The organism is Secundilactobacillus similis DSM 23365 = JCM 2765 (assembly GCF_001311075.1).
In the GTDB taxonomy this organism is placed as follows: Bacteria; Bacillota; Bacilli; order Lactobacillales; family Lactobacillaceae; genus Secundilactobacillus; species Secundilactobacillus similis.
The window spans coordinates 57,947-81,964 of record NZ_BBAD01000001.1 but is presented as its reverse complement, the minus strand read 5'-3'; the positions used below and the strand labels follow the sequence as shown (position 1 = coordinate 81,964).

The 24,018-nt window shown below is 48.5% G+C and carries 21 protein-coding genes and 4 pseudogenes; 12 read left to right on the top strand and 13 right to left on the bottom strand.

Features of this window, described 5'->3' with window-relative positions; translation table 11 throughout:
• The first annotated feature begins 151 nt into the window (after window positions 1–151).
• Together JCM2765_RS00375 and JCM2765_RS00370 are read left to right on the top strand one after the other, a co-directional pair.
• Window positions 152–1,060, top strand: a complete 909-nt coding sequence (locus JCM2765_RS00375) for a LysR family transcriptional regulator (RefSeq protein ID WP_054732388.1) — start codon at window positions 152–154, stop codon at window positions 1,058–1,060.
• Between the two features lie 81 nt (window positions 1,061–1,141).
• A complete protein-coding gene (locus JCM2765_RS00370; protein WP_054732385.1) occupies window positions 1,142–1,483 on the top strand; it encodes a hypothetical protein in 342 nt (113 codons plus the stop codon).
• A 214-nt stretch (window positions 1,484–1,697) separates the two neighbouring features.
• On the opposite strand, the gene JCM2765_RS00365 is transcribed toward JCM2765_RS00370, so the two are convergent.
• On the bottom strand, window positions 1,698–2,624 hold the full coding sequence (locus JCM2765_RS00365; RefSeq protein ID WP_054732381.1) for an EamA family transporter: 927 nt from the start codon (window positions 2,622–2,624) through the stop codon (window positions 1,698–1,700).
• Window positions 2,625–2,887: 263 nt separating this feature from the next.
• On the opposite strand from JCM2765_RS00365, the gene JCM2765_RS00360 reads away from it, so the two are divergent.
• A complete protein-coding gene (locus JCM2765_RS00360; RefSeq protein WP_054732376.1) occupies window positions 2,888–3,244 on the top strand; it encodes a helix-turn-helix domain-containing protein in 357 nt (118 codons plus the stop codon).
• A 97-nt stretch (window positions 3,245–3,341) separates the two neighbouring features.
• Here JCM2765_RS00360 and JCM2765_RS17720 read toward each other — a convergent pair whose 3' ends face one another.
• Window positions 3,342–3,578, bottom strand: a complete 237-nt coding sequence (locus JCM2765_RS17720) for a hypothetical protein (protein WP_225351903.1) — start codon at window positions 3,576–3,578, stop codon at window positions 3,342–3,344.
• Window positions 3,575–5,002, bottom strand: a complete 1,428-nt coding sequence (locus tag JCM2765_RS00355) for a peptide ABC transporter substrate-binding protein (protein ID WP_225351902.1) — start codon at window positions 5,000–5,002, stop codon at window positions 3,575–3,577. Before JCM2765_RS00355 ends, JCM2765_RS17720 begins: the two co-directional genes overlap by 4 nt.
• 426 nt (window positions 5,003–5,428) lie before the next feature.
• On the opposite strand from JCM2765_RS00355, the gene JCM2765_RS00350 reads away from it, so the two are divergent.
• A complete protein-coding gene (locus JCM2765_RS00350) occupies window positions 5,429–6,817 on the top strand; it encodes an amino acid permease (protein ID WP_054732374.1) in 1,389 nt (462 codons plus the stop codon).
• 561 nt (window positions 6,818–7,378) lie between these two features.
• Here JCM2765_RS00350 and JCM2765_RS17715 read toward each other — a convergent pair.
• From JCM2765_RS17715 to JCM2765_RS00325, 5 genes are all read right to left on the bottom strand, one after another.
• Window positions 7,379–7,825: a M15 family metallopeptidase gene (locus tag JCM2765_RS17715; RefSeq protein WP_054732372.1), complete on the bottom strand. Its 447-nt coding sequence runs from the start codon at window positions 7,823–7,825 to the stop codon at window positions 7,379–7,381.
• Window positions 7,822–8,139 (bottom strand): hypothetical protein, encoded by a 318-nt coding sequence (locus tag JCM2765_RS17710; RefSeq protein WP_054732369.1) that lies wholly within the window; start codon window positions 8,137–8,139, stop codon window positions 7,822–7,824. The genes JCM2765_RS17715 and JCM2765_RS17710 overlap by 4 nt, the downstream gene beginning before the upstream one ends.
• A gap of 63 nt (window positions 8,140–8,202) precedes the next feature.
• Window positions 8,203–9,375: an aminotransferase class I/II-fold pyridoxal phosphate-dependent enzyme gene (locus JCM2765_RS00335; RefSeq protein WP_054732366.1), complete on the bottom strand. Its 1,173-nt coding sequence runs from the start codon at window positions 9,373–9,375 to the stop codon at window positions 8,203–8,205.
• A gap of 38 nt (window positions 9,376–9,413) precedes the next feature.
• Window positions 9,414–10,811, bottom strand: coding sequence for an aspartate ammonia-lyase (locus JCM2765_RS00330; protein WP_054732363.1), 1,398 nt, complete (start codon window positions 10,809–10,811; stop codon window positions 9,414–9,416).
• Between the two features lie 259 nt (window positions 10,812–11,070).
• Window positions 11,071–12,312, bottom strand: coding sequence for a DUF998 domain-containing protein (locus JCM2765_RS00325; protein WP_225351901.1), 1,242 nt, complete (start codon window positions 12,310–12,312; stop codon window positions 11,071–11,073).
• A 253-nt stretch (window positions 12,313–12,565) separates the two neighbouring features.
• Here JCM2765_RS00325 and JCM2765_RS00320 point away from each other — a divergent pair.
• The 6 genes and pseudogenes from JCM2765_RS00320 (at window position 12,566) to JCM2765_RS00300 (ending at window position 17,375) form a co-directional block, all read left to right on the top strand.
• Window positions 12,566–14,475, top strand: a pseudogene (locus JCM2765_RS00320) (heavy metal translocating P-type ATPase).
• Between the two features lie 96 nt (window positions 14,476–14,571).
• A pseudogene (locus JCM2765_RS00315) lies at window positions 14,572–14,809 on the top strand (heavy-metal-associated domain-containing protein).
• Window positions 14,810–14,915: 106 nt separating this feature from the next.
• Entirely contained in the window at window positions 14,916–15,476 is a 561-nt protein-coding gene (locus JCM2765_RS00310) for a ferritin-like domain-containing protein (RefSeq protein ID WP_054732359.1), read from the top strand.
• Window positions 15,477–15,616: 140 nt separating this feature from the next.
• Complete coding sequence (locus tag JCM2765_RS17705) at window positions 15,617–15,763, top strand: ATP-binding cassette domain-containing protein (RefSeq protein WP_225351900.1); 147 nt, start codon at window positions 15,617–15,619, stop codon at window positions 15,761–15,763.
• Window positions 15,764–15,768: 5 nt separating this feature from the next.
• Window positions 15,769–16,230: an ATP-binding cassette domain-containing protein gene (locus tag JCM2765_RS00305; protein ID WP_225351906.1), complete on the top strand. Its 462-nt coding sequence runs from the start codon at window positions 15,769–15,771 to the stop codon at window positions 16,228–16,230.
• Window positions 16,227–17,375 carry a hypothetical protein gene (locus JCM2765_RS00300; RefSeq protein WP_054732356.1) on the top strand — a complete coding sequence of 383 codons (1,149 nt, stop codon included), beginning with the start codon at window positions 16,227–16,229 and terminating at the stop codon, window positions 17,373–17,375. The genes JCM2765_RS00305 and JCM2765_RS00300 overlap by 4 nt, the downstream gene beginning before the upstream one ends.
• Here JCM2765_RS00300 and JCM2765_RS00295 read toward each other — a convergent pair.
• Both JCM2765_RS00295 and JCM2765_RS00290 read right to left on the bottom strand, forming a co-directional pair.
• On the bottom strand, window positions 17,368–17,595 hold the full coding sequence (locus JCM2765_RS00295) for a helix-turn-helix domain-containing protein (protein WP_054732353.1): 228 nt from the start codon (window positions 17,593–17,595) through the stop codon (window positions 17,368–17,370). The genes JCM2765_RS00300 and JCM2765_RS00295 overlap by 8 nt on opposite strands.
• 328 nt (window positions 17,596–17,923) lie before the next feature.
• Window positions 17,924–18,721: a fumarylacetoacetate hydrolase family protein gene (locus JCM2765_RS00290; RefSeq protein WP_054732350.1), complete on the bottom strand. Its 798-nt coding sequence runs from the start codon at window positions 18,719–18,721 to the stop codon at window positions 17,924–17,926.
• 266 nt (window positions 18,722–18,987) lie between these two features.
• On the opposite strand from JCM2765_RS00290, the gene JCM2765_RS00285 reads away from it, so the two are divergent.
• Complete coding sequence (locus JCM2765_RS00285) at window positions 18,988–19,893, top strand: DMT family transporter (protein WP_054732347.1); 906 nt, start codon at window positions 18,988–18,990, stop codon at window positions 19,891–19,893.
• Between the two features lie 129 nt (window positions 19,894–20,022).
• A pseudogene (locus JCM2765_RS00280) lies at window positions 20,023–21,211 on the top strand (MFS transporter).
• Window positions 21,212–21,754: 543 nt separating this feature from the next.
• Here the strand turns inward: JCM2765_RS00280 and JCM2765_RS00275 are convergent.
• The 3 genes and pseudogenes from JCM2765_RS00275 to JCM2765_RS18575 all read right to left on the bottom strand — a co-directional run bounded on the left by JCM2765_RS00275 (window position 21,755) and on the right by JCM2765_RS18575 (window position 23,494).
• Window positions 21,755–22,060 (bottom strand): hypothetical protein, encoded by a 306-nt coding sequence (locus JCM2765_RS00275; protein WP_054732344.1) that lies wholly within the window; start codon window positions 22,058–22,060, stop codon window positions 21,755–21,757.
• A gap of 111 nt (window positions 22,061–22,171) precedes the next feature.
• Window positions 22,172–22,792, bottom strand: coding sequence for a branched-chain amino acid transport system II carrier protein (locus tag JCM2765_RS18580; RefSeq protein WP_263849269.1), 621 nt, complete (start codon window positions 22,790–22,792; stop codon window positions 22,172–22,174).
• A pseudogene (locus JCM2765_RS18575) lies at window positions 22,789–23,494 on the bottom strand (branched-chain amino acid transport system II carrier protein). Before JCM2765_RS18575 ends, JCM2765_RS18580 begins: the two are co-directional and overlap by 4 nt.
• Window positions 23,495–24,018: the final 524 nt, after the last annotated feature.

Genomic DNA, 24,018 nt, shown 5'->3' with positions numbered 1-24,018 from the left:
GCATTTGACGCTAAAAAAACACATCCGTATAATGAATGGTAACCGTCACTCACTTGATTTCTCCTCAATCATACCGAGTCGGGTGACGGACTTAAACCGCCGAATTGTTCCTCAGGCGAACTTTTAGTTCTACTAAAGTGGGTGACTCCTTATCGATATTAACCGGCTCCAAACGTTTCTTAAAGTTGCACAATATGGTAGTTTCAAACAAGTTGCTGAACGTGAATTCATTTCACAACGCGCCATTTCCAAACAAATTACCCAGCTAGAGGTCGAACTTGGAGTGACGCTGTTTTGGCGAGGAAAAAACAAAATCACCCTCACCCCACAGGGCCACCTCTTCCTGTCTTCCGCGCAAGACATTGTGAATCATTACGTGAGTGCGCTTACAGATTTACAACAATTTAACGATACCCAGCACACATTACGGGTGGGCTATTTTTCCGCTTTCGAGCAACCACTCCTGCAGCAACCGCTATTTACGCTATTGAAAGAAGTTCCCGATTTGTCGCTGACTGTCACTGAAGGCAGTAACGAACACCTGACTCAGAGTGTCCGCAACGGGAACCTCGACTTAGCGTTGTCCATCAGCTACGGAAAGTCCGCGGTTGAAACGACCTCCGAGTTGGTCTCACAGTCACTGTTCGAAAGCACCATGGTGATGGGTGTGAGCACGCTGAACCCGCTCAGTCAAAAGGCCGAGTTGCTGCCTGAAGACCTGACCGAACGCCCAATCCTCTACTACAGTCCTGAAAGTTCCACTTTTTTGCTGGAGAGTTTTCTCGCCAGTATGAGCTTTCTGCACGACTACGACCAGATTCAACGGGTCAGCAGTGCGGAACAGATGCACCTATTAGTCGCGTTGAACCAAGCGTTCGCGTTTTATCCTAGTGGGTTAATGGCTGACAACCACCAGAGTGCTGATGGGCAGGTGCGGTATTTGCCAATGGCGGGTGACGTGTCGCAGGCTTATCAGATTGTCGCGTTACATAACCCGGGAAATGCGAACCCGATGTTGAAGCGGTTGTTAGCGATTATGAGCAGCAAAAAAGACGCGTAAATCACTTTCGTCACCGTTACCAATCGGCGCTATAATAAAGTTGCCGTTGTTACGGCGATTACAACCATTGGGGGAAATCACATGATTAAAGCAAAGCACCTACTGTCCGGTTCGTTAGTCCTAGTCGCACTCGTTGGTGGCCTAGCCATCGTTGAGACTCAGCAACCTACCACCGCCAGTGCCGTTACTAAGGGCACGCCCAAAGCACTCCGTGGCAAGTTTCAGTACAATCTGCCAAAGCATTCCGCCCTCGGGTTCGGCGAAACCATTACTATTAATGCCAAATACCTAATTGACCAAGCTTCCGGGATGCCTCAGGTTAAGGTTAAAAACACCTACTACGTCAAGCGTGGCAAGTATTACCACCTCAAGGCACCGGTATCAAGTCCGGCATGTACTTGGGTGGTACTGAGAACTACATGATCTATCGTAAGGGAAAGCACCTGAAGCTAACTTCCTACAGTTATTACCAAAAGCACGGCTTTAAGCACACCGATACTGCTCATCTAATTAAATAAGCGGTCTCAGTATCTGGCCTAAATAGGGTTCAACCCACCAGTTCCAGTCAGGTAAAATAAAAATGACGTTGCCTTCCCATAAACGAAGGACAACGTCACTTTTATTTATATTCCGGAACCTAAACGCGGTTTGGCCGACGCTTCTTTTTAACCGTTGGTACCCGGTGCACCGCCCACGCCTGTATGAATGCGGTGGCTAGGATGAATAAGCCACCCAGCATCTCCGGCAAACCAAACGCCGTATGTAGAATAAGGATCGACAACACGGTTGCGGTGAGGGGTTCAAATGAGCTTAACATCCCAGTCGTTGCCGGCAAGATGTACTTGAGACTCTGCAGATAAAGCATGTACGCCAGCATCGTCCCAATCGTCGCCACAAACAGCACTGCACCCCAGCCTAACGCAGATAAATGCGGCATTGGGCCGATTACCACGTGGGGCATAAACGCTAAACTGCCAACTAACATTGCCCAGCCGGTCACCAATTTGGCATCGAACTGCTTTAGTAACCGAATCGGCGTTAACGTGTACAATGCCTGACCAACTGCAGCCATTACGCCCCAGAAAACCGCAATTGGCGCTAACGCTAGGCTGTCAAATTGGCCCTTGGTCACCAACAGGTAGGTGCCGAACAGCGCAATTGCCATCGACACCACATCGATTCGCCGCGGTAACCGCCAGTGCGCAATGGCGATGTAGGCGATGATGAAGAGTGGTCCGAGGAACTGCAGAATGGTGGCAGTTGGCGCATTACCGTATTTGATCGCCATAAAATACGAAAACTGGGACGGAATCATACCGCAAAACGCAAACACCACGATCATTACGGCGTCTTGCCAGTGCCGCCAGACACCGAAAACTGTCTTGGGTGATGTCACCAGGCCCCAAATAATCAATAAGATGCCCGCGATGAAGAGTCGAACGCCAACCAACCACATCGGTGTAACCGTCGTTTTGGTGAATAGATACTGCGCCGCAACCCCTGACATGCCCCAACAAGTACAACCAGAAATCGCTAACCACAGGCCCTTTGTTTTATCCGTCATCCGTGCCACCTCACTTTCTAAATTAAAATGTCATGAGTATCAGTTTAGAAAGTTTTCGCGTCAAAGTAAACCCCCTTCTAATATTTCTATCACGAGTTCACCATTTCACGCTATTTTGAGTTGCGCAACCACGTTAAAACACTGGTAACTCAACGATTATAAGCGCAACTGCAGGTGGCAAAAAACGCATCAGCAAATCGCGTGCATTTTCCCCACCCGTCCGTGATAATGAAGATACCAACAACTTATAGGAGGACGACACGATGCTACTAGGACAACGCATCAAAACGGAACGGGAAAAGTTGGCTTGGACGCAAGACGCCCTAGCCGACAAACTCAACATTAGTCGCCAAGCAATCTCCAAGTGGGAACTGGGCACCGCCTACCCCGACGTTGAACGGCTCGTTCAGATGAGCGACCTGTTCCAAGTGAGTTTGGATAGTTTGGTGAAGGGCGTTGATGCACCAGCATCGCCAGCAGCTACCGCACCAACTACCTCCACCATGCCAGAACACCACATGAACTTCTGGGAATTTGCGGCCAAATACTGGTGGTTGATTTTCGCGATTGGTGGTTGGCTGACATGGTTTGTGCCAGAGATCGTGCGGGCATTTAAATAAATCGATTTTAAAATTTAAAAAGACTAGTCGCTAAATATCTCAAAAGAGGTATTCAGGACTAGCCTTTTTATTTTCCAATTTTCACGCTAACAATGCGTTACTTCGACGCCCGCGTATAATCCGCAAAGCCCGCCATATGATAGGCAACCCCCGTTAGCTTGTCGTTAACCAAGTGTGATTCCTTCACGTAGTACAGTGGAATAATCCCCGCCTGTGACTGCAACCGTGCTTCCGCATGACGCAGGTTTGACCAGTAAGCGGCCGTCGTCGTTGCTGACTTAGCCTTATCCACGTAACTGTCGTAAACCTTATCACTATAGTGACCTGGATTCATGCATTGCCACTCGTTAAGATGCCCAAGTAGTTGATTGGGTCCGCAAAGTCCGCCAACCAGTACCACTGACTCATCGCAAACTTCCCAGTCGTTTTCCGATCCTGGAAACCCTTATCTGGCAAGTTGTTGATGTCGACCTTGGCACCCTTGAGATTTTCTTGGACTTGACTCTGAACAAATTGGGCCACGTTTCGGGTCACGTCTTGGTCGTCACCAATAATTGACAATTTGACCGTGCCGCTGATGCCAGCTTCCTTAAGCCCTTGTGCCCAGAGTTGCTTAGCCCGCGTCACATTCCGTGCCGTGCTGGTACTGGTTTCGGCACTGAAGTCCTTACCAGTCGTTGGGTCAGTTGCCGTTCCCGGACTGACAAAACTGCTGGCAGCGGTAGAGCCATCTGCCAAGACTTGGTTCACTAACTGACGCTTGTTGATGACCAACGAGAGTGCTTCACGCAACTTTTGGTTCGCCAATGGTTGGCCGTTACGTTGGTTCAACTGTAAGTAGTAGGTCCAAGCCTTTGGTACTCGCTTCAAGTTTTTGTTGCCTTGAAGGTTCTTCGCCGTCACCCCAGAAATCGTGACGTCGTCCAGTTTACCCGAAGTAAACAGGTTATGCGCAGTATTGGCGTCCTTAACCGTTTGATAGTTGATCTGATCCAGCTTAATTGCCTTTTTGTCCCAGTAGTAGTTGTTTTTAACCAACTTGTAACTGGAGTTAGTCCCAGTCCAGCCACTGATTTTAAAGGCGCCGTTAGACACGGTGTTGGCTGCGTTGGTCCCGTATTTTTTAACCCCAACCTTTTGCACGAAAGTCTTATCCTGCGGCATGAAGACTGGCATGGCGACCAGCTTGTTGAAGTAGGCCATCGGGTGATCCAGCGTGATCGTCAGCGTCCGCTTGGCCGTTGCCTTAATGCCCAGCGTCTTGTAAGACTTCTTACCAGCAATAATGGCATCGGCGTTCTTGATACCACTAAAGACATAGGTATACACCGGATTATTGGCCGGATTGAGCGACCGTTTCCAAGAATATTCAAAGTCGGCAGCCGTTACTGGGTCACCGTTGCTCCACTTAGCCGTTTTACGAATGTGGAAAGTGTACTTCGTCCCGTTATTCGTTGGCTTTTCCACTTGCGTTGCCATAGCAGCCACCGGTTGATCCTTGTCATTTAATCGATACAAGCCTTCTGAGATGTTCGTTAACGTGTTGAACTCCGGCATCGTTGCCTGATTCGTGTTATCCAAGCTGGTCAGGTCGGACGTCTGCATCAGTGAAATGCTTTGCTTACTTGACTGCGTACTGCTCTTCCCACAGCCAGCTAAAACCAGTCCGGCGATTAAGACCGTCGTGCCAGCGATGAGGCCCCTAAATTGTTTCAAAATGATTCCCCCACTTTCGTTTAACCATTGCGTTGTCTTCATCTTACCTAACTCATCGAGATTTGGCCAATCATCTCTATCGCGTGATTGAAATTTTTTATCACGCTACCCGTTTAAAGTCGAAATCATCCGTGGAACAACACTCATGACATGACCACGGGGCGTGACTGCTTTCAATCGATGATTAGCTTTCAAGGTAAAGCGACCGGGTTTAAGGACTATCGGATTCAACCAGATTGAAACGGAACCTCACACGCCAATGTAACTAATTATTCATATAAAAATGATTGACCATTTAATTAAAATTAAATTAATCTGCGGTTAAATATCTAATAAATGCTAATTTAACAGGGATTATAACAAATTATCTTCAATGTTTCTATTAATATTTCTAATTATTTTTTAATTTAGTTATTGAATATTTTACCGTTTAGTGATTAAATAAGCTTAATTAAAAGGAGTGAGTCTATGGATAAACATTCGGATACAAATGTTGATGGCACGAAACGGACTTTATCTAACCGACACGTTCAAATGATTGCGCTTGGTGGCACGATTGGCACCGGTCTCTTCTTAGGGGCAAGTACGTCAATTACTAAAACTGGGCCGTCGATCATTTTGGTCTATTTGATTATTGGCTTCTTTTTCTTCTTAATGATGCGCGGTATTGGCGAAATGCTCTACCAGGACCCGTCACAACATACGTTTATTGCGTTTATTAGTCGTTACTTGGGGCAACGCACCGGCTATTTTGCGGGTTGGACCTACTGGATTGGGTTAATCTTTGTCGGCATGGCTGAGTTAACGGCCGTTGCCACTTACGTTCAGTTTTGGTTCCCCCATGCAGCTAGTTGGGTGATTCAAGTCATCTTCCTAGCTGTGTTAACCAGCGTTAATTTGATTGCCGTCCGACTCTTCGGTGAAGCCGAATTCTGGTTTGCGATGATTAAAATCGTAGCTATTTTGGCAATGATTGCCACCGGCGTCTTCATGGTATTTTCTCAATTCAAAACGCCGACTGGTCAGGTCAGCTTGAGCAATCTGACGACCGGCTTCACGCTCTTTCCAAATGGTATTCACAGCTTTATCGGCGCATTTCCAATGGTGTTCTTCGCGTTTCTCGGCATGGAATTCATCGGCATCACCACGGCGGAAACGAAGAATCCGCGACACGTCTTACCCAAAGCAATCAACGAGATCATCTACCGAATCCTACTATTCTACATTGGTGCGTTACTCGTCATTATGATGATTTATCCTTGGCACAGTCTCTCAACGAACCAAAGTCCGTTCGTCCAAGTTTTCGCGTTAGTTGGGCTAAAAGCAGCGGCCGCGGTCATCAACTTCGTAGTCTTAACCTCTGCCGCCTCATCGCTGAATAGCATGATCTACTCATCCGGACGTCACTTCTATCAGCTGGCCACCGAATCACACAGCCCACTAATGCGCCATTTCAAAACGATTTCAACGCACGGTGTTCCGGCTAACGGCATCTTAATTTCAGCAGTGTTGATCCTGTTTGCCCCAGTGATCAGTGCCTTGCCAGCGGTGTCAAATGCCTTCAGCTTGATCACGGCCGCTTCCAGCGACCTCTACCTCATTGTTTACGCCCTCACCGTTGTTGCCCACTATCGCTACCGCCAATCAACGGACTTTATGCCAGACGGCTTCCTGATGCCCGCCTACAAGGTCCTTGATCCGCTATTGATCGTCTTCTTCGGCGTCATCTATCTTAGCCTCTTCTTCGATACCAGCAACCTCGTTCCTGCCGTTTTAGGTATCGTCTGGTGTGCCGGCTTCGGGTTCTTCGCATCACGGGAGAAATCAACGGTGCCGACAATGTCGACGGAGCGGTAATTCGAAACTCGTTCATGGTTAAATAACTAATATTTGAAAAACTAATGAGAATTGTCGCTTCCTGATTTAGAAAGCCACAATTCTTTTTTGCATCATTTTAGCATCAACGCCGCCTTAGACTCCTGAGTTTTAGTGTCCAAATGATATGCCATTCAAAAATATGCTCAGCGTTAGACTAATTCAAAGCTTCTTAATTTCCGCTCGCCTTAGCCATCATTTAGCCCGCCATTACTCTTCCAAACGCTATCATGACAATCATTACCAAACTTGGTTTTCACGCTGTAAGCGCGTATTTTGGTCTTCATTTAAGTCATCCGCTAAGCTCAAACTCGCTTTGAACAGTCGTTCACTATTACTAATCACACCAATTCACCCAACCGTGAACGCAACATCTAACGACCGTGATAGCCGTTTTTAACAACACCCTCCTGACAACAAAAAAGACCGCCTCATTAAAGCTTGAGGCGGTCTCTTTTGTAAGTGCAGATCACTTAACTATCTATTTTTTCGATGTATTTGCATGCTCTTGAGTAACCAGAAATCCACTGTAATATCCATCACCTAATACGGCTTCCGCCACGTAAACGGTGGCTCAATCGTGCCATAAATCGCATGGTCGGCACCTGATTGCCAAGCCCAGTTTTGGTTACCATAATCAAAGTGCCACCATTCATCCGTATAGTTCGTGAACCCAACGCTGACCATCACGTTGTAGAGCAACCGCCGATGATCACGATAAGCAATTTCGGCCGAATCAAGTTCAGTCCGGGTCTGTTTTTCTTCAAAATACGATGTGCGGGCAACTTCGGTATGGTCATCAAACGGGGTTCCAAAATCAAGCGGCACCCCCAAATCGTCAACAATTAGCAAATCAACTGCGCCACCAGTATTATGGGGTGCCGGTCGGTGAACGATGTCGCTTGTCGGCGGTGCTACGTTGGTCAAAGTTCGTTTCAGCACTTGGGATTCAGTTAAATCGGGACTTTGCTCGGTGAGCGTTTGTTTCAATAGTTCAAATAATTGCGTCTGGCTTCATTAGATCGCCAAGCATCCAGTAGAACCAATTTATACCCCACTGGCAACTGATTAGCTGCTAAGACTAAACGACGGTAAACATTCCGACGACTGTAGGTTGTGGCCGTTGTGCCGCCGATGCCTTGATTAAAATATTCAGGACTAGCAACAATCCGTTCGGGACAAAATCCTGCATTAACTAACGGTTCATGACATTCGATAATTTTAGGTTGGTGCGCACGTTGCCAGTCCCAAGAATCAGTTACGATTGGAATCGGCTTTTCAAATTGAATTAATTTAATGGTCATTTTGAAACTCCCTTCGACTTAGGCCCTAGCGGTTAGCTACTCGCTACATATTTTAAATAGCGCCTAGCGTTCAGCCACCCGCTTCGCCCGATTCAAACTCGCCAGCGCCGCCACCAAAGCCCGTAAGTTCTCATCGCTTGACGCATAACTGATTCGAATGGCTGTCGGGTCACCAAATGGCGTACCGGGCATGACGCCAACGTGGTAGTCACGCGCCAATTGGCGGGCGAACGCAAAACTATCCTGATGATAAGCCGTCGGAATTTTAGCAAAAATGTAAAATGCGCCCATCGGTGCAACAAACGTCATGTTCAACTCAGTCAGGGCCTTTTTCAAATAATCTCGCCGTTTTTGATAAACTTTGCGCATCACCGCCGCATCGTTTTGCCCATTTGTCAGGGCTTCAACAGCCGCGTATTGAACGATCGAAGTTGGTGTTGTCACCATAAACTGGTGCACTTTCGCAATTTGACCGATCACGTTACTAGGGCCAAAAACAAAGCCGATCCGCCAACCGGTCATAGCGTGGGATTTCGACAAACCGTTGATGATAATGGTTGGGTCTGGTAACCAACGTGAAAGTGAGTAGTGTGCAACCCCATACGTGAGTTCGCCATATATCTCATCGCTAATGATCCAAAGTTGATTTTCACGTAGCGTTGGCACTAAATCAGCTAATTGTTGTTCGGTGTAAACAACCCCCGTTGGGTTAGACGGATCAGTGATCACAACGCCTTTAATCGTCACTTCCAGATGTGACTTAATGGCAGCGGTGACTTGTTGCGGCGTTAGCACACAGCCAGTTTCGGTGGTATCGACAAGAATCGGCGTCACGTGATTTAAGATGGCCAGGGCTTGATAAACCGGATAAGCCGGCGTAGGAATCAGCACGGCATCTCCCGCGTGAAATAGTGCTTTGAACGTTGCGGATAGTCCCTCCGTTGCGCCAACCGTACAGATAATTTGGTCAGCCGAGTAACGATAGCCAAATTTGTCTCGGTAATAGGTTGACGCAGCTTCACGCAACGTTTGAATGCCCCAGTAATAGGGGTAGTGCGATTGATTGGCTTTAATTGACCGAATTGCCGCAATTTGAATGTGTTCTGGTACGTTAAAATCCGGTTCGCCAAGGGTCAGCTTTACGATTTGGGGATCTGCGCTGATTTCATGATCAAACTGACGAAGGGCTGACGGGGTGACTGCTAAAACGTCTGGATTCAGTTGGTTTTCTTCCATATTTAATGACCTCCAAGTCGAATGTTGTCAATCAAGGGTTACCGACCAGAAACGTGTGCCGAATCAGTTGGTTTTCTACTACCCGTGAGACTTGCCGGTGATAACAAGCTATCAACCAATTCCGGTGCCATAAGCTGTTCGTGCAGCAATAAACTACGAACCGAGCAATTTTCACGCACCGCTCGTTTAACGATGGCCGTGGTTTTAGCGTAACCCAAGTATGGTGACAGCAGCGTTGCGGTTATGGCAGAACGATCGACTTCAGTTGCACAGCGTTCTCGATCAACCTCAATCCCCGATACACACCGCGTTGCCAACGTACTGATTGCGCGTTCCAGATACGTTTCGCTTGCTAAAATATCCCGAAACATAATGGGTTCAAATGCATTCAACTCCAGCTGCCCAGCCTCAGCAGCCAACGTCACCGTTGTATCGTTACCGATCACCTCAAAGGCCACCTGGTTCACAACCTCTGGAATCACCGGGTTAACCTTGGCCGGCATGATTGACGAACCAGCCTGTTGCGCGGGTAAATGCAGTTCACCCAACCCAGCTTGCGGACCACTCGCTAACAGTCGAAGATCATTGCTAAACTTAGAAAGATCCACTGCCAGTGCTTTTAACGTCCCAGAGAAGACGACCTCGGCATCGCAGTTTTGAGTTGCATCAACGAGATCCGTTGCCTGCGTAAGACTGAGTCGTGAAATGGCATTAACCGCCGGAACGATTGTATCTTGGTATTGTGCGGTAGCGTTAACGCCCGTCCCAATCGCTGTTGCACCAAGGTTGACAACCTCTAGGCCAGCTTTAGCAGCTTTCAATCGCTCCAAATCTCGAGTAAACATCGTGTGATAAGCACGAAAAGTACGACCATACGTAGTGGGAACGGCATCCTGTAGTTGCGTTCGTCCCACTTTAATGACGTCATCAAATGTAGTAGCCCGATCTTGCAAGGCCGTTCGCAGCAGTTCAACACTCTTGATCAACGCCGGCAGCTTTTTTAACATTGCCATTTTGCCAGCGGTTGGAAACGTGTCGTTCGTTGATTGTGATTGGTTAACGTCATCATTTGGGTGCACTTTAACACCCGGGTTCAACCGTTCAGCCAAGTGGGCGACCACTTCATTGACGTTCATATTCGCTGAAGTCCCTGCGCTGCCTTGAATCGCCGGCGCAATGAATGCGTCAGCGTGTTGGCCAAGTAATAACTGATTGCAAGCCGCGATGATGGCGTTGGCTTTTGCCAGTGATAACGTCCCGGCTTCGCGATTAACTTGAGCGGCGGCCTTTTTGATTTGAACCAAACTTTCGATCAATAGCGGATTTAGTTTCTCGGTTGAAATCGGAAAGTTTTGAGCCGCCCGAACACTGTTGATACCATACAAGGCCTGATCATCTATTGCTAATCGACCAATACAATCCTGTTCAATGCGCATACAATCGCCCCTATTCGTTAATTAGACGTTAGATAATATAACATCTTGTTAGAAATAATAGACCATTAAGTAAATTAATCAAGGTTATTTTAGGTAAAACAGGGTCGATGTCAGCTGCTGATTACCTATACCAATTTGTCAATCCATTGTTTTTTCAGCATTTATGCCAATTTTGAAAATAAAAAAGCTCATGCTTGCATGTTATGTTTTATAACATGCAAGCATGAGCTTTTACTCAATTGCTCTAGACGCCTATTAATTATTCCACTTCAACCTCAAACAACCGGGTCCCCTGATCGATCAGCTCCTGTAACAACTGAAACAGGACGATGACCCAGCCAAAGGCCAACGCAAAGCCGATGATTTCAAAGGCCGTAAGCGACAAATACCCCACGAACTGAAACAACACATCCGCCACCACCAAAATAGCGCCAACGGTGTAAGACATCCGCAAAAATTCCTTACTGATGCCGGGCAACAACCAGCGAATGCCAACAATCAGTCCAATAATGAAGTAAACCAAGAATCCCGCCACCTGATCATGCAGGAAGTGAAAACGCTGGTTATTCGGAAAGAACCCCACCGCGCCAAGATCAACGGCCATCAGCGTAATCACGATCCGCAACGTCAACAACCGCAGCGAACGAGGATAAATCGCCGCCAATGAGACGAAAATGTAGTCGGTCAGCGCCACCATCAACAACGCCGAAAACATCAAGGTCATATTAAACTGCCAGCTATTTTGCGCCAAATGCGTCCCGAGAAAACTTAGGTTATACTGCCACCAGCGCCGCGAGCTATTGGTCGCCATCGAGATAACGACCCCGCCAACGATCACCGCGGTAAACAGCCGAATCAGCGTTCGCGAAGACAGCGAAAACGCCGCAAAGATCATGACGTAGTTGATCATCGTTTCGAACACAAAGAAGATAATCGTCGCCGTTAACCGGTCAAAAGTCGCGCCGTTAAAAATGGCGTTAAATAGCCAAAAAACACCCATCAGGCAATCCCTAAAATAAGCGCAAAGGATAAAATCACGACCGGAAAATTTCGCCAATAAACGTTTTTTGAGAAGGCGTTTGGTCTGATTACGCCGCTCACGAATAAAGAAGATGCCGAATAAAATCGTTCCCATAATGACACCCATCAAAATCACCGTTGTAGCTAAGGACGTCTCACCAGACAGCGGGATCTGGTTCTGATTTTTCACCGCAAAAAAGATGTTGAACAGGATACTGCAGAACAGTCCCGGCGCAAGGTACCACCAAAGTGAGATTCGCTGAAACAGCGACCGTTCACTATCCGCACTCTGCAGTAACACGTTGTGATTCCGGAGTTCTAATTTAACCGTGTCGCCCGCTGACACCTTCAGTTGATCGACAACCCGCGCAGGCAAGGTCATCTTCACCGTCACTTCGCCATCGGTTGGCACGGCTTCCCGTCGTACCGTGACCGCAGGCTGCGCTCCGCGGGGTGTTGCTTGTTTGTCTTGTTTAACCATGATTTTCCCCTAACTTATCTATCTCAGTCTCTATTTTCGGGGAATTACTGGCGAACGTCAAGGTGAATGATTGGAAATCGTGAATCGTTATTTTCACCGTCATATCAAGGCTTTCAGCCGATTAACGTGACTGAGTATCTCAATTCATTTCTAAAAAGATGGCTTTTCTTCTCCCAACTTGACACCCGTCAATTCGTTTCTACCAGAAACCGCTTAAACTATAGTCAATCAATCAATAAAGGAGCGGTTCAACATGAAAATCCAACGTTTTATCCAACAACACCAAACCCACATCACGCTCGCTAGTGCCATTTTAATTGCCCTCGGATTTTTCGCAAAGTTTGTCCTTCACTCAACCATCGTTTACGACTGGTCGTTTATCCTCGCTTCAATTATCGCCGCAGTGCCAATTATGATCCACGCTTACCAAGCACTTCGGGTGAAAGTCATCAGCATCGAATTACTGGTCAGCATCGCTGTTATCGGCGCCTTCATCATCGGTGAGTACAATGAATCCGCCATCGTCACCTTCCTGTTTCTCTTTGGGAGTTACCTGGAACAACGGACCCTCAGCAAGACCCGTGAATCCATCAAATCCTTAACGGAAATGGCCCCAGCCACCGCCATCCTCGTCAACGAAGACGGCAGCCAAGAAGAAGTTGACATCGACGACGTTGACGAAGGCGACCACGTGCTCGTTAAGACCGGCGCCTCAGTGCCAGTTGATGGCAAAATCGTCAGCGGCTCCGGGTATTTGGACGAAGCCGTCATCACTGGTGAATCTAAGCCAGTTGCTAAACATCAAGGTGACGATGTGTTCTCCGGCTCCATCCTTGGAAACGGGACCGTCACTGTCGAAGCCACCAAAGTTGGTGAAGACACCACCTTTGGTAAGATCATCGAACTCGTGGAAGACGCCCAAGACGCCAAGTCACCAGCAGAATCCTTCATCGACAAATTCGCTCAGTACTACACCCCAGCCGTCTTAGTTATCGCAGCGCTGGTTTACATCTTTACCCGGAACTTCTCAACGGCCATCACTGTTCTGGTTCTTGGTTGCCCCGGCGCCTTGGTTATCGGCGCCCCAGTTTCTAACGTTGCCGGCATCGGTAACGGCGCCAAGCGCGGCATCCTGTTGAAGGGTGGCGCGGTCATGAACGACTTCGCTAAAGTCGATACCTTCGTCTTTGATAAGACCGGGACGTTGACCTTAGGGAACACCGCCGTTTCCGCCGTTAAGACTTACACTGACAACGCTGACACCGCCCTCGCCTTAGTTGCCCGGGCAGAACGCCTCTCCGATCACCCACTTGGCAAAGCCGTGATCGACTACGTCAACGGTAAGGACCTCAGTTTTGAACAACTCAACGTCACTGATAACGATACGGTCAAGGGTCAAGGCCTCGTGGCCGACATCGACCAACACCACGTCCTCGTTGGGAACCTGAAACTCATGCAAGCCAACAACGTGCAATTGACCGCTGCCCAATCAAGCGACCTCGCCAGCGTTCAAGCGACTGGCAGCTCCGTCATCATGGTGGCCGTTGACAACGTCCTCGCCTTAACCTTAGGCATCTCAGACGTCATCCGTCCCGAAGTTAAAGCCCAACTCCAAGCCCTCCGCGACCACGGTGCTAAGCACTTGGTTATGTTAACCGGTGACAACCACATCACCGCCCAGTACGTTGCCGAACAAGTTGGCATCGACGAAGTTCACGCCGAACTCCTACCAGAACAAAAGGTCGAGTACATCAAACAGTTCAAGGCTGACGGTCGTACGGTTGCCTTTGTCGGCGATGGTATCAACGATAGCCCCGCCATTGCGACGGCTCAAATTGGGATCGCTATGGGGAGTGGGACCGACGTTGCCATCGAAACTTCCGACGTTGTCTGATGCAATCTAGTTTTGAAGCGTTGGTTCACGCCTACGCCCTTTCTAAGAAGACCGTTCGCAACACCAAGGAAAACATCGTTATCGCCATTGGCGTCGTCCTCTTCTTGTTGCTCGGCTTGATCCTCGGCTTCATCTACATGGCCAGCGGGATGTTCGTCCACGAAGCCAGCATCCTGGTCGTCATCTTCAACGCAATGCGTCTGATTCGCTACGGCAACTTGAAGGTCACCCCACAGCTGCAAGGTAAGTCATCTCACGCTTTAAGTTAAAAAAGTTTCACCAACTTGATATGCGTCAAGTTCAAATTCAGCCAAGCTCGCTACAATAGAACCATACGTAACTCAAACAACAGGAGGAATTCAATTATGACAAAACGTGCAATCTTAACCTTAGACGGTCTCACCTGCATCATGTATGACTAAAATCGAAAGTGCCGTTTCACATACGGCCGGGGTTGAAAAGGTCCAAGTCCTCTTTAACGCCAGCAAGGTCAAGGCCGACTTCGATGACAGTCAAGTCTCAGCCGACGAACTCGCTCAAGTCGTTGACAAGTTAGGTTACGAAGTTAAGAAGATCAAGGTCAAGGACCAAGTCACCGCCTAACTCCGTTACTGAAGTGCCGCGCCCGATTTCTCAAAAACTCAAGCAAGCAGCCCTCACCAAGCATTTTCCCCAAACATCAAACTCACTTTCTAGGAGGATCACATCCATGACATCAGAAGCGATTGAAGCCAAATACCAAGCAGAAGTTAAACAAGCCGACATCGACCACCACACCCCAACCGCCGGGGCCATGACCGGTCACATCGTTGCCAACTTACGAATCCACGACGTTAAGTTACACCAAGCCAAGTGGTTCTTAAAGGGCTTCGAAGGTGCCGCCGTTAAGCCACTCTACGACCAATTCATCGACCAAGCCCGTCACGACTACGACATGGTCGCTGACGCCCTCTTGGACGAAAACGAACTACCACCTTCGACCACTGAAGAATACAACAACTACAAGATGCTGAGTGAAGACGGTCGCAACAAGTACCTCAGCGCCAGCGAAATCGTCGACATCACCGCTCACGATTTCAACACCCAAAACCTGTTTATTACCCGGGCAATTAAGTTAGCTGAAAAGGAAGACCGACCAGCCTTGGCCGCCACCCTCACCAAGCTTCTGGGTACCAACAACTACGCGATTCAACAACTCCAAGCTGTGCTTGGCAAGAGCGCTTGGGAAGGGCTCGTTGAAGTTGATGATGACGACGATGATGAAGATTAATTAGACTTAAAGCGGTGCCGTTGCATTCTTGCAGAAGAATGGCGGTACCGCTTTTTTGTTGTTCAATATGTCAACTAACCCGTTCTTTTTTCAACTACGAACTCAGGTTACACTTAGGATAAATTCACGAGGAGGTCACCATGTTAAGTATCCAAAACCTCACCCTCTCAACCCGCCAACCCATTCTCCAAAATCTCAGTCATCAATTTCAGTTAGGGCAGCTCTACTTGATCACCGCAGTTAATGGTTCTGGCAAAACCACCTTTTTAGGGCACTCGTCAACCTAACCCCAATCGACCAAGGCACCGTCACGTTTGATGAGCAACCATTCACGCAACAAAAACAGCGGGTCTTTTATTACGAATCATCAAACTGGTTTGACCCAAATATGGCGGGAATGGATTATCTCAAACTCGTTAAACAACTCTGGCAGTCGCAAGTTAACATCGCCGAGGAAATCCGCTATTGGCAAATGACCGATTACATCAAACTACCGATAAAGAAATATTCGCTTGGCATGAAACAAAAACTACTCATCGCAATGTACATCATCAGCGATGCCAGCTACTTATTCATGGACGAAATCAGTAACGGCCTCGACGATAACAGTCGTCAAAAACTATTGGATCGTCTCCAAACGTTATCGGTAGCTAAATGTATCCTCCTAACTTCCCATTACCGCAACGAAATCGCACCAATTGCCGACCAAATTCTCGAACTCAAAAATCAAACAATGGCGGTTCTACCAGCATGAGCTATTCTAAATTTCTCGTTAAATCAACCTATAAAGATCCCGTCACCGGCCTGATAACGCTAATCGTCTTACTCATCAGTTTAAGTTGTTTTGGTTTTAATTTTCAAAATCGACAACGTGATACACTCCGGTCTAACGTTCAACATCAACTCACCTTTCAAACTAAACAACTAAAGTCGATGCAACAATCCTCGACCTCAACCAATAAATCAGCCATTCAGGCCCAGCAAACCGATATCAAAACCAATCAGCGGATTATCACGCTTTTAAATCAACACAAGTGGGCCGCCGCATATCATCTCCGAATCAGCCAAAACCAAACACTCATTCAAAATGATCGACAGGCTAGCGGTAATCATGACAGCACACTTAGAGCCGGTCTAATTCAAGAAAACAACTGGTATACCGCTTTAGCTAAGCTCAACACACCCGAAGTATCAGCCGCCTACCCAACCACTGGAATCGGCTTTACCCTTTGGCTGGCAACTTGGATAGCGCCAATTCTCATCACATCAATGATCATCTTAATTTGTGCTCAATTGGCAACTAAGGCCTACAACGCAGGTGTTGATCAGTCATCCCTGCTGCCAATTTCCCGGGCAATGTTAACTAGCCAAACCTTCTTCAGTAGCTGGTTAGTCGCCCTGATTAGTGCCGGCGTTGTATTCGGTCTCTCGTTGATAACCGCAACTATCATTTCTGGTGTTGGCTCAGTCGCCTATCCCTGGGAAATGCATCACCATGGCATCACCTATCACCAACAAGGTAGCGGCATTGGCCCAATCGTTCTGCTTGAAGTGCTTAGTATTGGCTTTATCGTAGCTATAGTTAACTTAGTGGCTAAAGGTCTTCGCAAACCACTGCCGACCGTTTTTGTCTCGCTATTATTACTACCGGGAATCAACGTACTAACCACGCTACTCGCACCATTAGCGCCGATTGCGGATTGGTTACCAATGACTTATTTCAGCATTGCCGATATCGTGTCGGGAAAAACGGCGGTCACGCTAACTAATACCGCCATTTCGTGGCAGCATGGGTGTTGGGTATTACTTATCGGTACGTTAATCATCCTGACATTGCTTTATGGTGCGACCTTCATTGAAGGCAGTCGACTTTTTCACACTAAACAAAAAGTTAGCTAATTGACTCACTACCGTCTGCGCCGCCTTTCAGCAAATCATCTAATGACACCTGATACAGCTCGCTTAAATTAACCAAATTATCAAGATCCGGATAATTGTAGTCATTTTCCCATTTTGAGAACGATTGCCGAGAAACATTCATCAGTTTAGCAGCTTCAATTTGAGACAGTTGCGCCTGCTTTCGAGCAGTTTTTAACCGAGCACCTAACGTTGATGTCATATTAGAATTCCTCTCCAGTTGGCCGTGACCAACACCCGTCCTTCACGTTTTAATAAGCTCATCGTAGCATATCGATTCGAAGAAAACTAACAGCATATAAGTGATATGGTCAGCTCAAAAGGCTTAAAAAGTTTTAGATTGGTCAGGATCGACCCCACTTCTTAACTCAAAATAAATTAAAAATTTTATTTCTATTCGAGACTGTTATCTATCCAAAACTCAGACCCCGACCATATAAGCACAAATAACCGCAGATTCCAAAATCAGGAATCTACGGTTATTTGTACTTTTTATATTCTGAAACCTAACCGAGTTTTGGCCCGCTCTTTTATTTAATCGTCATCCGCAACTGCCCCAGATGCGTAATCTCACCCGTCAACTCATCGCCGGGCTTCAAGAAAATCTGTGGTTCGTGCCCGACACCAGTCCCGCTTGGCGTCCCAGTGAAGATCAAGTCGCCTGGTCGGAGTTCAACCACGGTCGAGAGGTAGTGCACCAGTTCTGGAATCTTGAAGATCATCTGACTCAACGGGGCTTCCTGCATCACGGCCCCGTTGACCTTGGTGGTAATGACTTCGTCGTCTAGGTTACCCAACTCGTCCACGGTTGTCAGCCACGGACCGATTGGCGCGTAGTTTTCAAAGGATTTGCCCATTGAAAACTGGGGCTTGGCGTTTTGGAATTGAACTTCCCGGTCGGAGAGGTCTTCACCGACCATCACACCAGCCACGTAGTTCATGGCGTCTTCAGTCGCAATGTCACGGCCAGTTTGGCCAACGACCGCCACGATTTCAGTCTCCCAGTCGGTTTGCGGACCGTGAGCCTTAACGTCCACCACCGGCGCTGCAATCGAACTGCTGAATTTAGTAAAAATACTTGGCGCTTTCGGCAACTCAATGTGGATCTCCGCCGAGTGATCCCGGTAGTTCATCCCCACCGCAAAGATCTGCTGGGGCGTTTGAATCGGCGCGTCCAGTTCGGCCATCGTGTAGGGTTGAATCTCACCCAACTGCCAAGTCGCTTTGACCTCCAGCGCTTCCAGAATCGTTGCGGCGTTCTTGATCATTCGACCAGTGGTTTCGCCCTCAATCACAAATGGGCGGTTATGTAACATTGCTAATTTCATCATTTATCACCTCGCAGTTATCTTACGCCAAATTTTTCGAAGAAGAAAGCGCTTAGCAGTGACCCAGCCTCCTGAAAGCCTGTGAAATCAGTTAAAAAATGCCGTATAATAGTCCCTATTGAACTTATCGCAAGGAGGCTATCACATGTTATTTGCAACCCAATTCGAAAACGACGTGCCATCCGTAGCTAATCGCCTAACACGGCCGTCATCGCTCTGTTAGGCCTAACCAGTTTGCCTATACTAAAATAACGGAGTGACTTACAATGTCTCAAAATTTAAAATCAGCGTCTCAATCCGCCCACGATAAACTCAAGGGCAGCCTCTACCTCACCATCGCCGCTAGTATCTGGGGCGGGATGTTTGTGGTGGTGAAAATCGTTGTGCCCAGCGTGCCGCCGATGATTCTGGTGTGGTCGCGGTATTTGATCGCCATTATCGCCTTGGTGCTATTTTGCTTACAACAAAAGGTCGACTGGCACATCGCTAAACGGGATTGGCCATTACTCATCGGCATCGGCCTGATTGGGCAACTCGCTAGTATCGTCTTTCAAGAAACCGGAACCATGCTGGCTAACGCGCAAATTGGCTCGATTGTCACCGCAACGACCCCAGCGTTCATGACGCTATTCGCCGCTTGGTTGCTCAGAGAAAAGCTCAGCTGGCAGCAACTACTTGCCGTTACCAGCGCTACGACTGGCGTGGTACTGGCCGGTGGCGGCTTTCACGTGAAACCGCAACAGCTACTCGGCGTCGGTTCACTGACGATTGCCGCCCTGACCTGGGCCCTGATGTCCGTCTTGCTGAAGAAGGTGCCCGCGCGCTACCCAGCGCTCCAAGTAACCACCGTTGGCACTGCCGTTGCGTTGATTGGTTTAACCCCGATGATTTTCATCGGCTACCCGCACTTCAACTGGGCGGTGCTCACTACCCCCAAAGTTGGTGCCGGCATTCTGTACCTCGGCATCATCTCAACCGCCGTGGCCTTCGTGCTCTGGAATAAGGGCCTGCAGTATTTACGTGCCAGTCAGTCCGGACTCTTCTTCTTTTTCCAGCCCCTCGTTGGCAGTTTGTTGGGCTGGCTCGTACTGGGCGAGGCGCTGCACGTCAGCTTTGTCGTCGGCTGCCTGTTGATTTTCGCAGGCGTCGGCTTGACGCTGCGTGAGCCATAACACATCAATTAGGAGGGATTTTCGTGGATCATCAACGCTTTCACTGGCTGATCATGCGAACGGAAAACCCGTTTCGCGGGACGGACCTTACCACGCACTAATCTAAATGAAGGAAGTGTCCGACTCTCCATGTCAGAACCAGTCTCAATTTCACGCCGCACCGTCCTTTTGATGGCGGTCACTACCGGCGTTATCGTTGCTAACTTAAACTTTATTCAACCCATCGAAGGCTTAATTGCCACTGACTTTCAACTTTCGAAGGCCGCGGTGGGCGTCCTCGCCATGCTGACCCAGTTGGGATACGCCTTTGGGCTGCTACTGATCGTCCCACTAGGTGACATTTTCGACCGGTACCACCTGATTCAGTTCATGATGGGCCTGTCGATCATCTCGTTATTAGTGGCCTTCTTAGCGCCAAATGCCGCCGTGTTCGCGGTAGCCACGACGCTGATTGGCATCACCTCAGTGGCGCCTCAAATCATCATCCCGTACGCCGGCTTCTTAGCGCCGTCCCTGCAACGGGGCAAGGTGCTGGGCACCGTCTTGAGCGGCCTCTTAACCGGGATCTTGCTCTCCCGCTCATTCAGCGGCTTACTGGGCAGCCTCGTCCCATGGCAAGCCATCTACCTGATTGCGGCCGTCCTAGACTTACTGCTCCTAGCAGTCGTCCACTGGCAAATGCCTCGGGACGCACGTGGCCACCAGCAACTGAATTACATCAAGGTCATTCGCTCGTTGCCCCACCTGCTGACCAGCCAACAACCCTTGCAGGCGCGTCCCTCAACGGCTTTTGCATGTTCGGCGTCTCCAATGTGCTGTGGTCAACCTTAGCTTCTACCTCGCTGACCAATACCACTTGGGCAGTAACGTGGCTGGGTTACTGGGTCTTCTGGGCATCGCCGGGGTCTTAGCCGCACCAATGATCGGCAACTTAGTCGATCACCGTTCACCCCGGCTAACGCTGGGCTTATCCATTGGCTTCTCTAGTCTAGGTTTCTTGATTTTCTGGCTCATTGGCCACTGGATGTTGGGCCTGATTATTGGCATCGTCTTGCTTGATCTCGGGACCCAGTTCAGTCAGGTGTCCAACCAAGCTATCGTTCAGTCCCTCAACCGCCAGCAAAGTAGCCGCAACAATTCCGTCTTCATGTTCAGCTACTTCTTAGGCGGTTCACTGGGCACGATGTTCGCCACTTGGGCTTGGAGCGTTGCCCAATGGGCCGGCGTGTGCTGGGTGGCCGTTGGCTTCCTCGTGCTATCACTGATCGGCCACTTCGTGCTTCGCGCGCCGGAACGACTGGTAGACCCCGAATCATAACGCACTAAAAAGTAGTTCACTGTACCCATTAATTGGGTTGCAGTGAGCTACTTTTTAGGTTGTTGTCCTTAATTGCATCGTACTGGTTGCATCTTAGGCAACTATGAAAGATCCCTTAATTACTGGGATTCAGCGTTTAACAGCATGCCCATCCCCCACCAGACCAAACAACCGGTAACCGTAGTCGAAAAAGCCAGCAGCCAGTTTTACCAAAAAGGAAGTTTTAATCATTGGAAAATACCGTGCGGAAATCGTGTTCCCGGAGGTTGGTCTTGGTGGTCAACAAGCACCGTGTAAAACGCTTACATTGCGAGTATACCATGCTTTTCCGGAACGTGATTAATATATCTATTATGAGTAGAATTAGTTTATTCTATATAAATTCCGTACAGCACTGGTTTGCTTCCCAGTAAATCGGATGACACGTTAAAACATAGCAATTTGTATTTTTATCGTTACGATAAGAAAAATACACCTTTTGGTAAGAAAAAGTGCGTTTCGATTTCAATTATTTTGAAAAATAACCCCAGCGCTCCCACGTCATCACAAGTTCGCGAAAATGACGTTATTGATCCCGAGGATGTTCATCACGTACATCACCAGCACCAGCGCATTAATGGCGGTGGAAATCAGGATCACCCCATACCGGAACGTGGCCACGAACCAGCCAAAGATCCACGGATTCCGATGCCGTTGGCCACCAAAGCGGAAACAGAACCGAATCAAGACCAACGTGACAATGACTTGCAACACCAAGCCCATCACGTAAACCGTTGTGCCCCCGTTACCTACTTGAAAGAGATAGCCACCGAATGCAACGATGTCTAGAATGATTGCTAAAATTGTCATTGTCGTCCTCCTGTCCTATGAGCTTCATTATAGCAAAACCACCCGCAAAGTCAGCGTTAAACTGGAGTTGCGGGTGATTTCTTAACGATTTATTTAGATGATTCGATCAACCTAGCCGCGGGTTGAGACCCGTTGACCAGCGAAGGCTGGGCGTAAAACGTGGACCCCCAAGCCTAATACCAGACCAACAACGGCTGGGACGACCCAGTCCATACCGAGACTGGCGAATGGCAGGTAGCTTTGTTGAAAGGCACCTAAAGCTTTCCCAAAGGCACTCTGACTGACAACGGCTGGGAAGGCAGCCACCATGTCCAATAAGGCTGGAACAGCAGTGAAGACCACCACGAAGGCGTAAACAACTGGGTCCCGTTTGAAGAGTGGTGACGTGATCGACAGCAGGATCAAGACCATCGCGAATGGGTAGAGGAACATCAACATTGGTGTTGACCATGAGATGATCGTATCCAAACCGAAGTTAGCGGTCAAGAATGACGCCAAGCACATGAACCCTAACCATTGCCGGTAACTGACCCGACTGAAGTGTTTGTGGAAATCTTGGGCGAAAGCGGCAACTAAACCAACGGCCGTCGTTAAACAAGTGACCGTCAACAACGTGGCTAACAGCGCGTGACCTAAATTACCCAGGTAATAGGTCACTAATTGGTTGAAGGCGACCCCGCCATCAGCGGAAACCTTGTAGTGACCTAACGTCGTGGCCCCTAAGTAGATCAAGCAACGTAGATGACCCCGATCATCCCGGTTGCCAACACCCCAGCACGCGCAGTGACTTTCGCATTGCTCTTAGGCGTTGTCTTGCCAAGTTGATTCACAGCGGTAACGACCGTGACCCCGAAGGCCAACCCGGCCAAGCGTCCATGGTATTGTAGCCTTGCAAGAAACCGTTGAAGAATGAAGCGTGTTGGTAAGCCGCGGTGACACTCTGGTGCGCTGCGTTGCCCATTGGTGATGAGAACCCGAGGGCGAACACCCCGAAAAGCATCAACAAGAATAATGGATTGAGCACCTTGCCCACACTACTCATGATGTTGGATTCACGGTAGCTGACTAAGAATGCGGCGCCGAAGAACAAGGCTGAGAAGACCAGCAAGCCGACATGAGCGAGGTTAGCTGGCAAAAGTGGTTGAACCCCAACTGAGAATGGAATCGTCGCGGTCCGGGGTGTCCCGAAGAGCGGGCCAATCGTAGCGTGGATCAAGACCATGAAGGCCAGGGCAAATACCGGACCCAGTGGTTTACCGATATCATAGACCCCTTTTGAATGTGTGACACTAACGGCTAAAACTGACAATAATGGCAAAACCACCGCAGTGACCAAAAAACCAACCGTTGCGAGACCCCAGTGGCGCCCGCTAACTGCCCCAAGTGAATTGGAAAAATTAAGTTACCAGCCCCGAAGAAGAGTCCGAAAAGCATTGAGCTGACGACCAGATACTGTTTGACCGATAACGGCTTTGGATTTAAATCGTGTAATTGTTCCATATTTTGTTACCCCCATAAAGTTAACGTTTCTCTGATGCTGACTAATCTGAATCGGACCAATCTGATCTTCCAAAGCCCTCACTTCCTTTCCTGACTCGCAATAGTTGGTTGAGTGGTGTGCATCCATTAGAAAACAAAAACTGCACCCCCAGTTCGACATCGAACTAAAGGTGCAGTTAATTTAATTGCACGGTACCACCTTACATTGTCATACCATCACTGATATGACCTCTTCACGTACGGCCCACAGGCGATACGCTAGCACGATAATGGGTGCCACCAATGTACGTTACTTAAATTCGGTACATCGCTCGAAAGGGATGTTCACCGTGGCAACCTCACTTCTTCTCACTAATCGAAGCTCACTGACAGGTCCACCACGCCTACTCAACTTTCTCATTGCGTGTTCTGTTTGATTGACACTCATATTAGTTATTTTAGTGAGAATTGTCAAGACG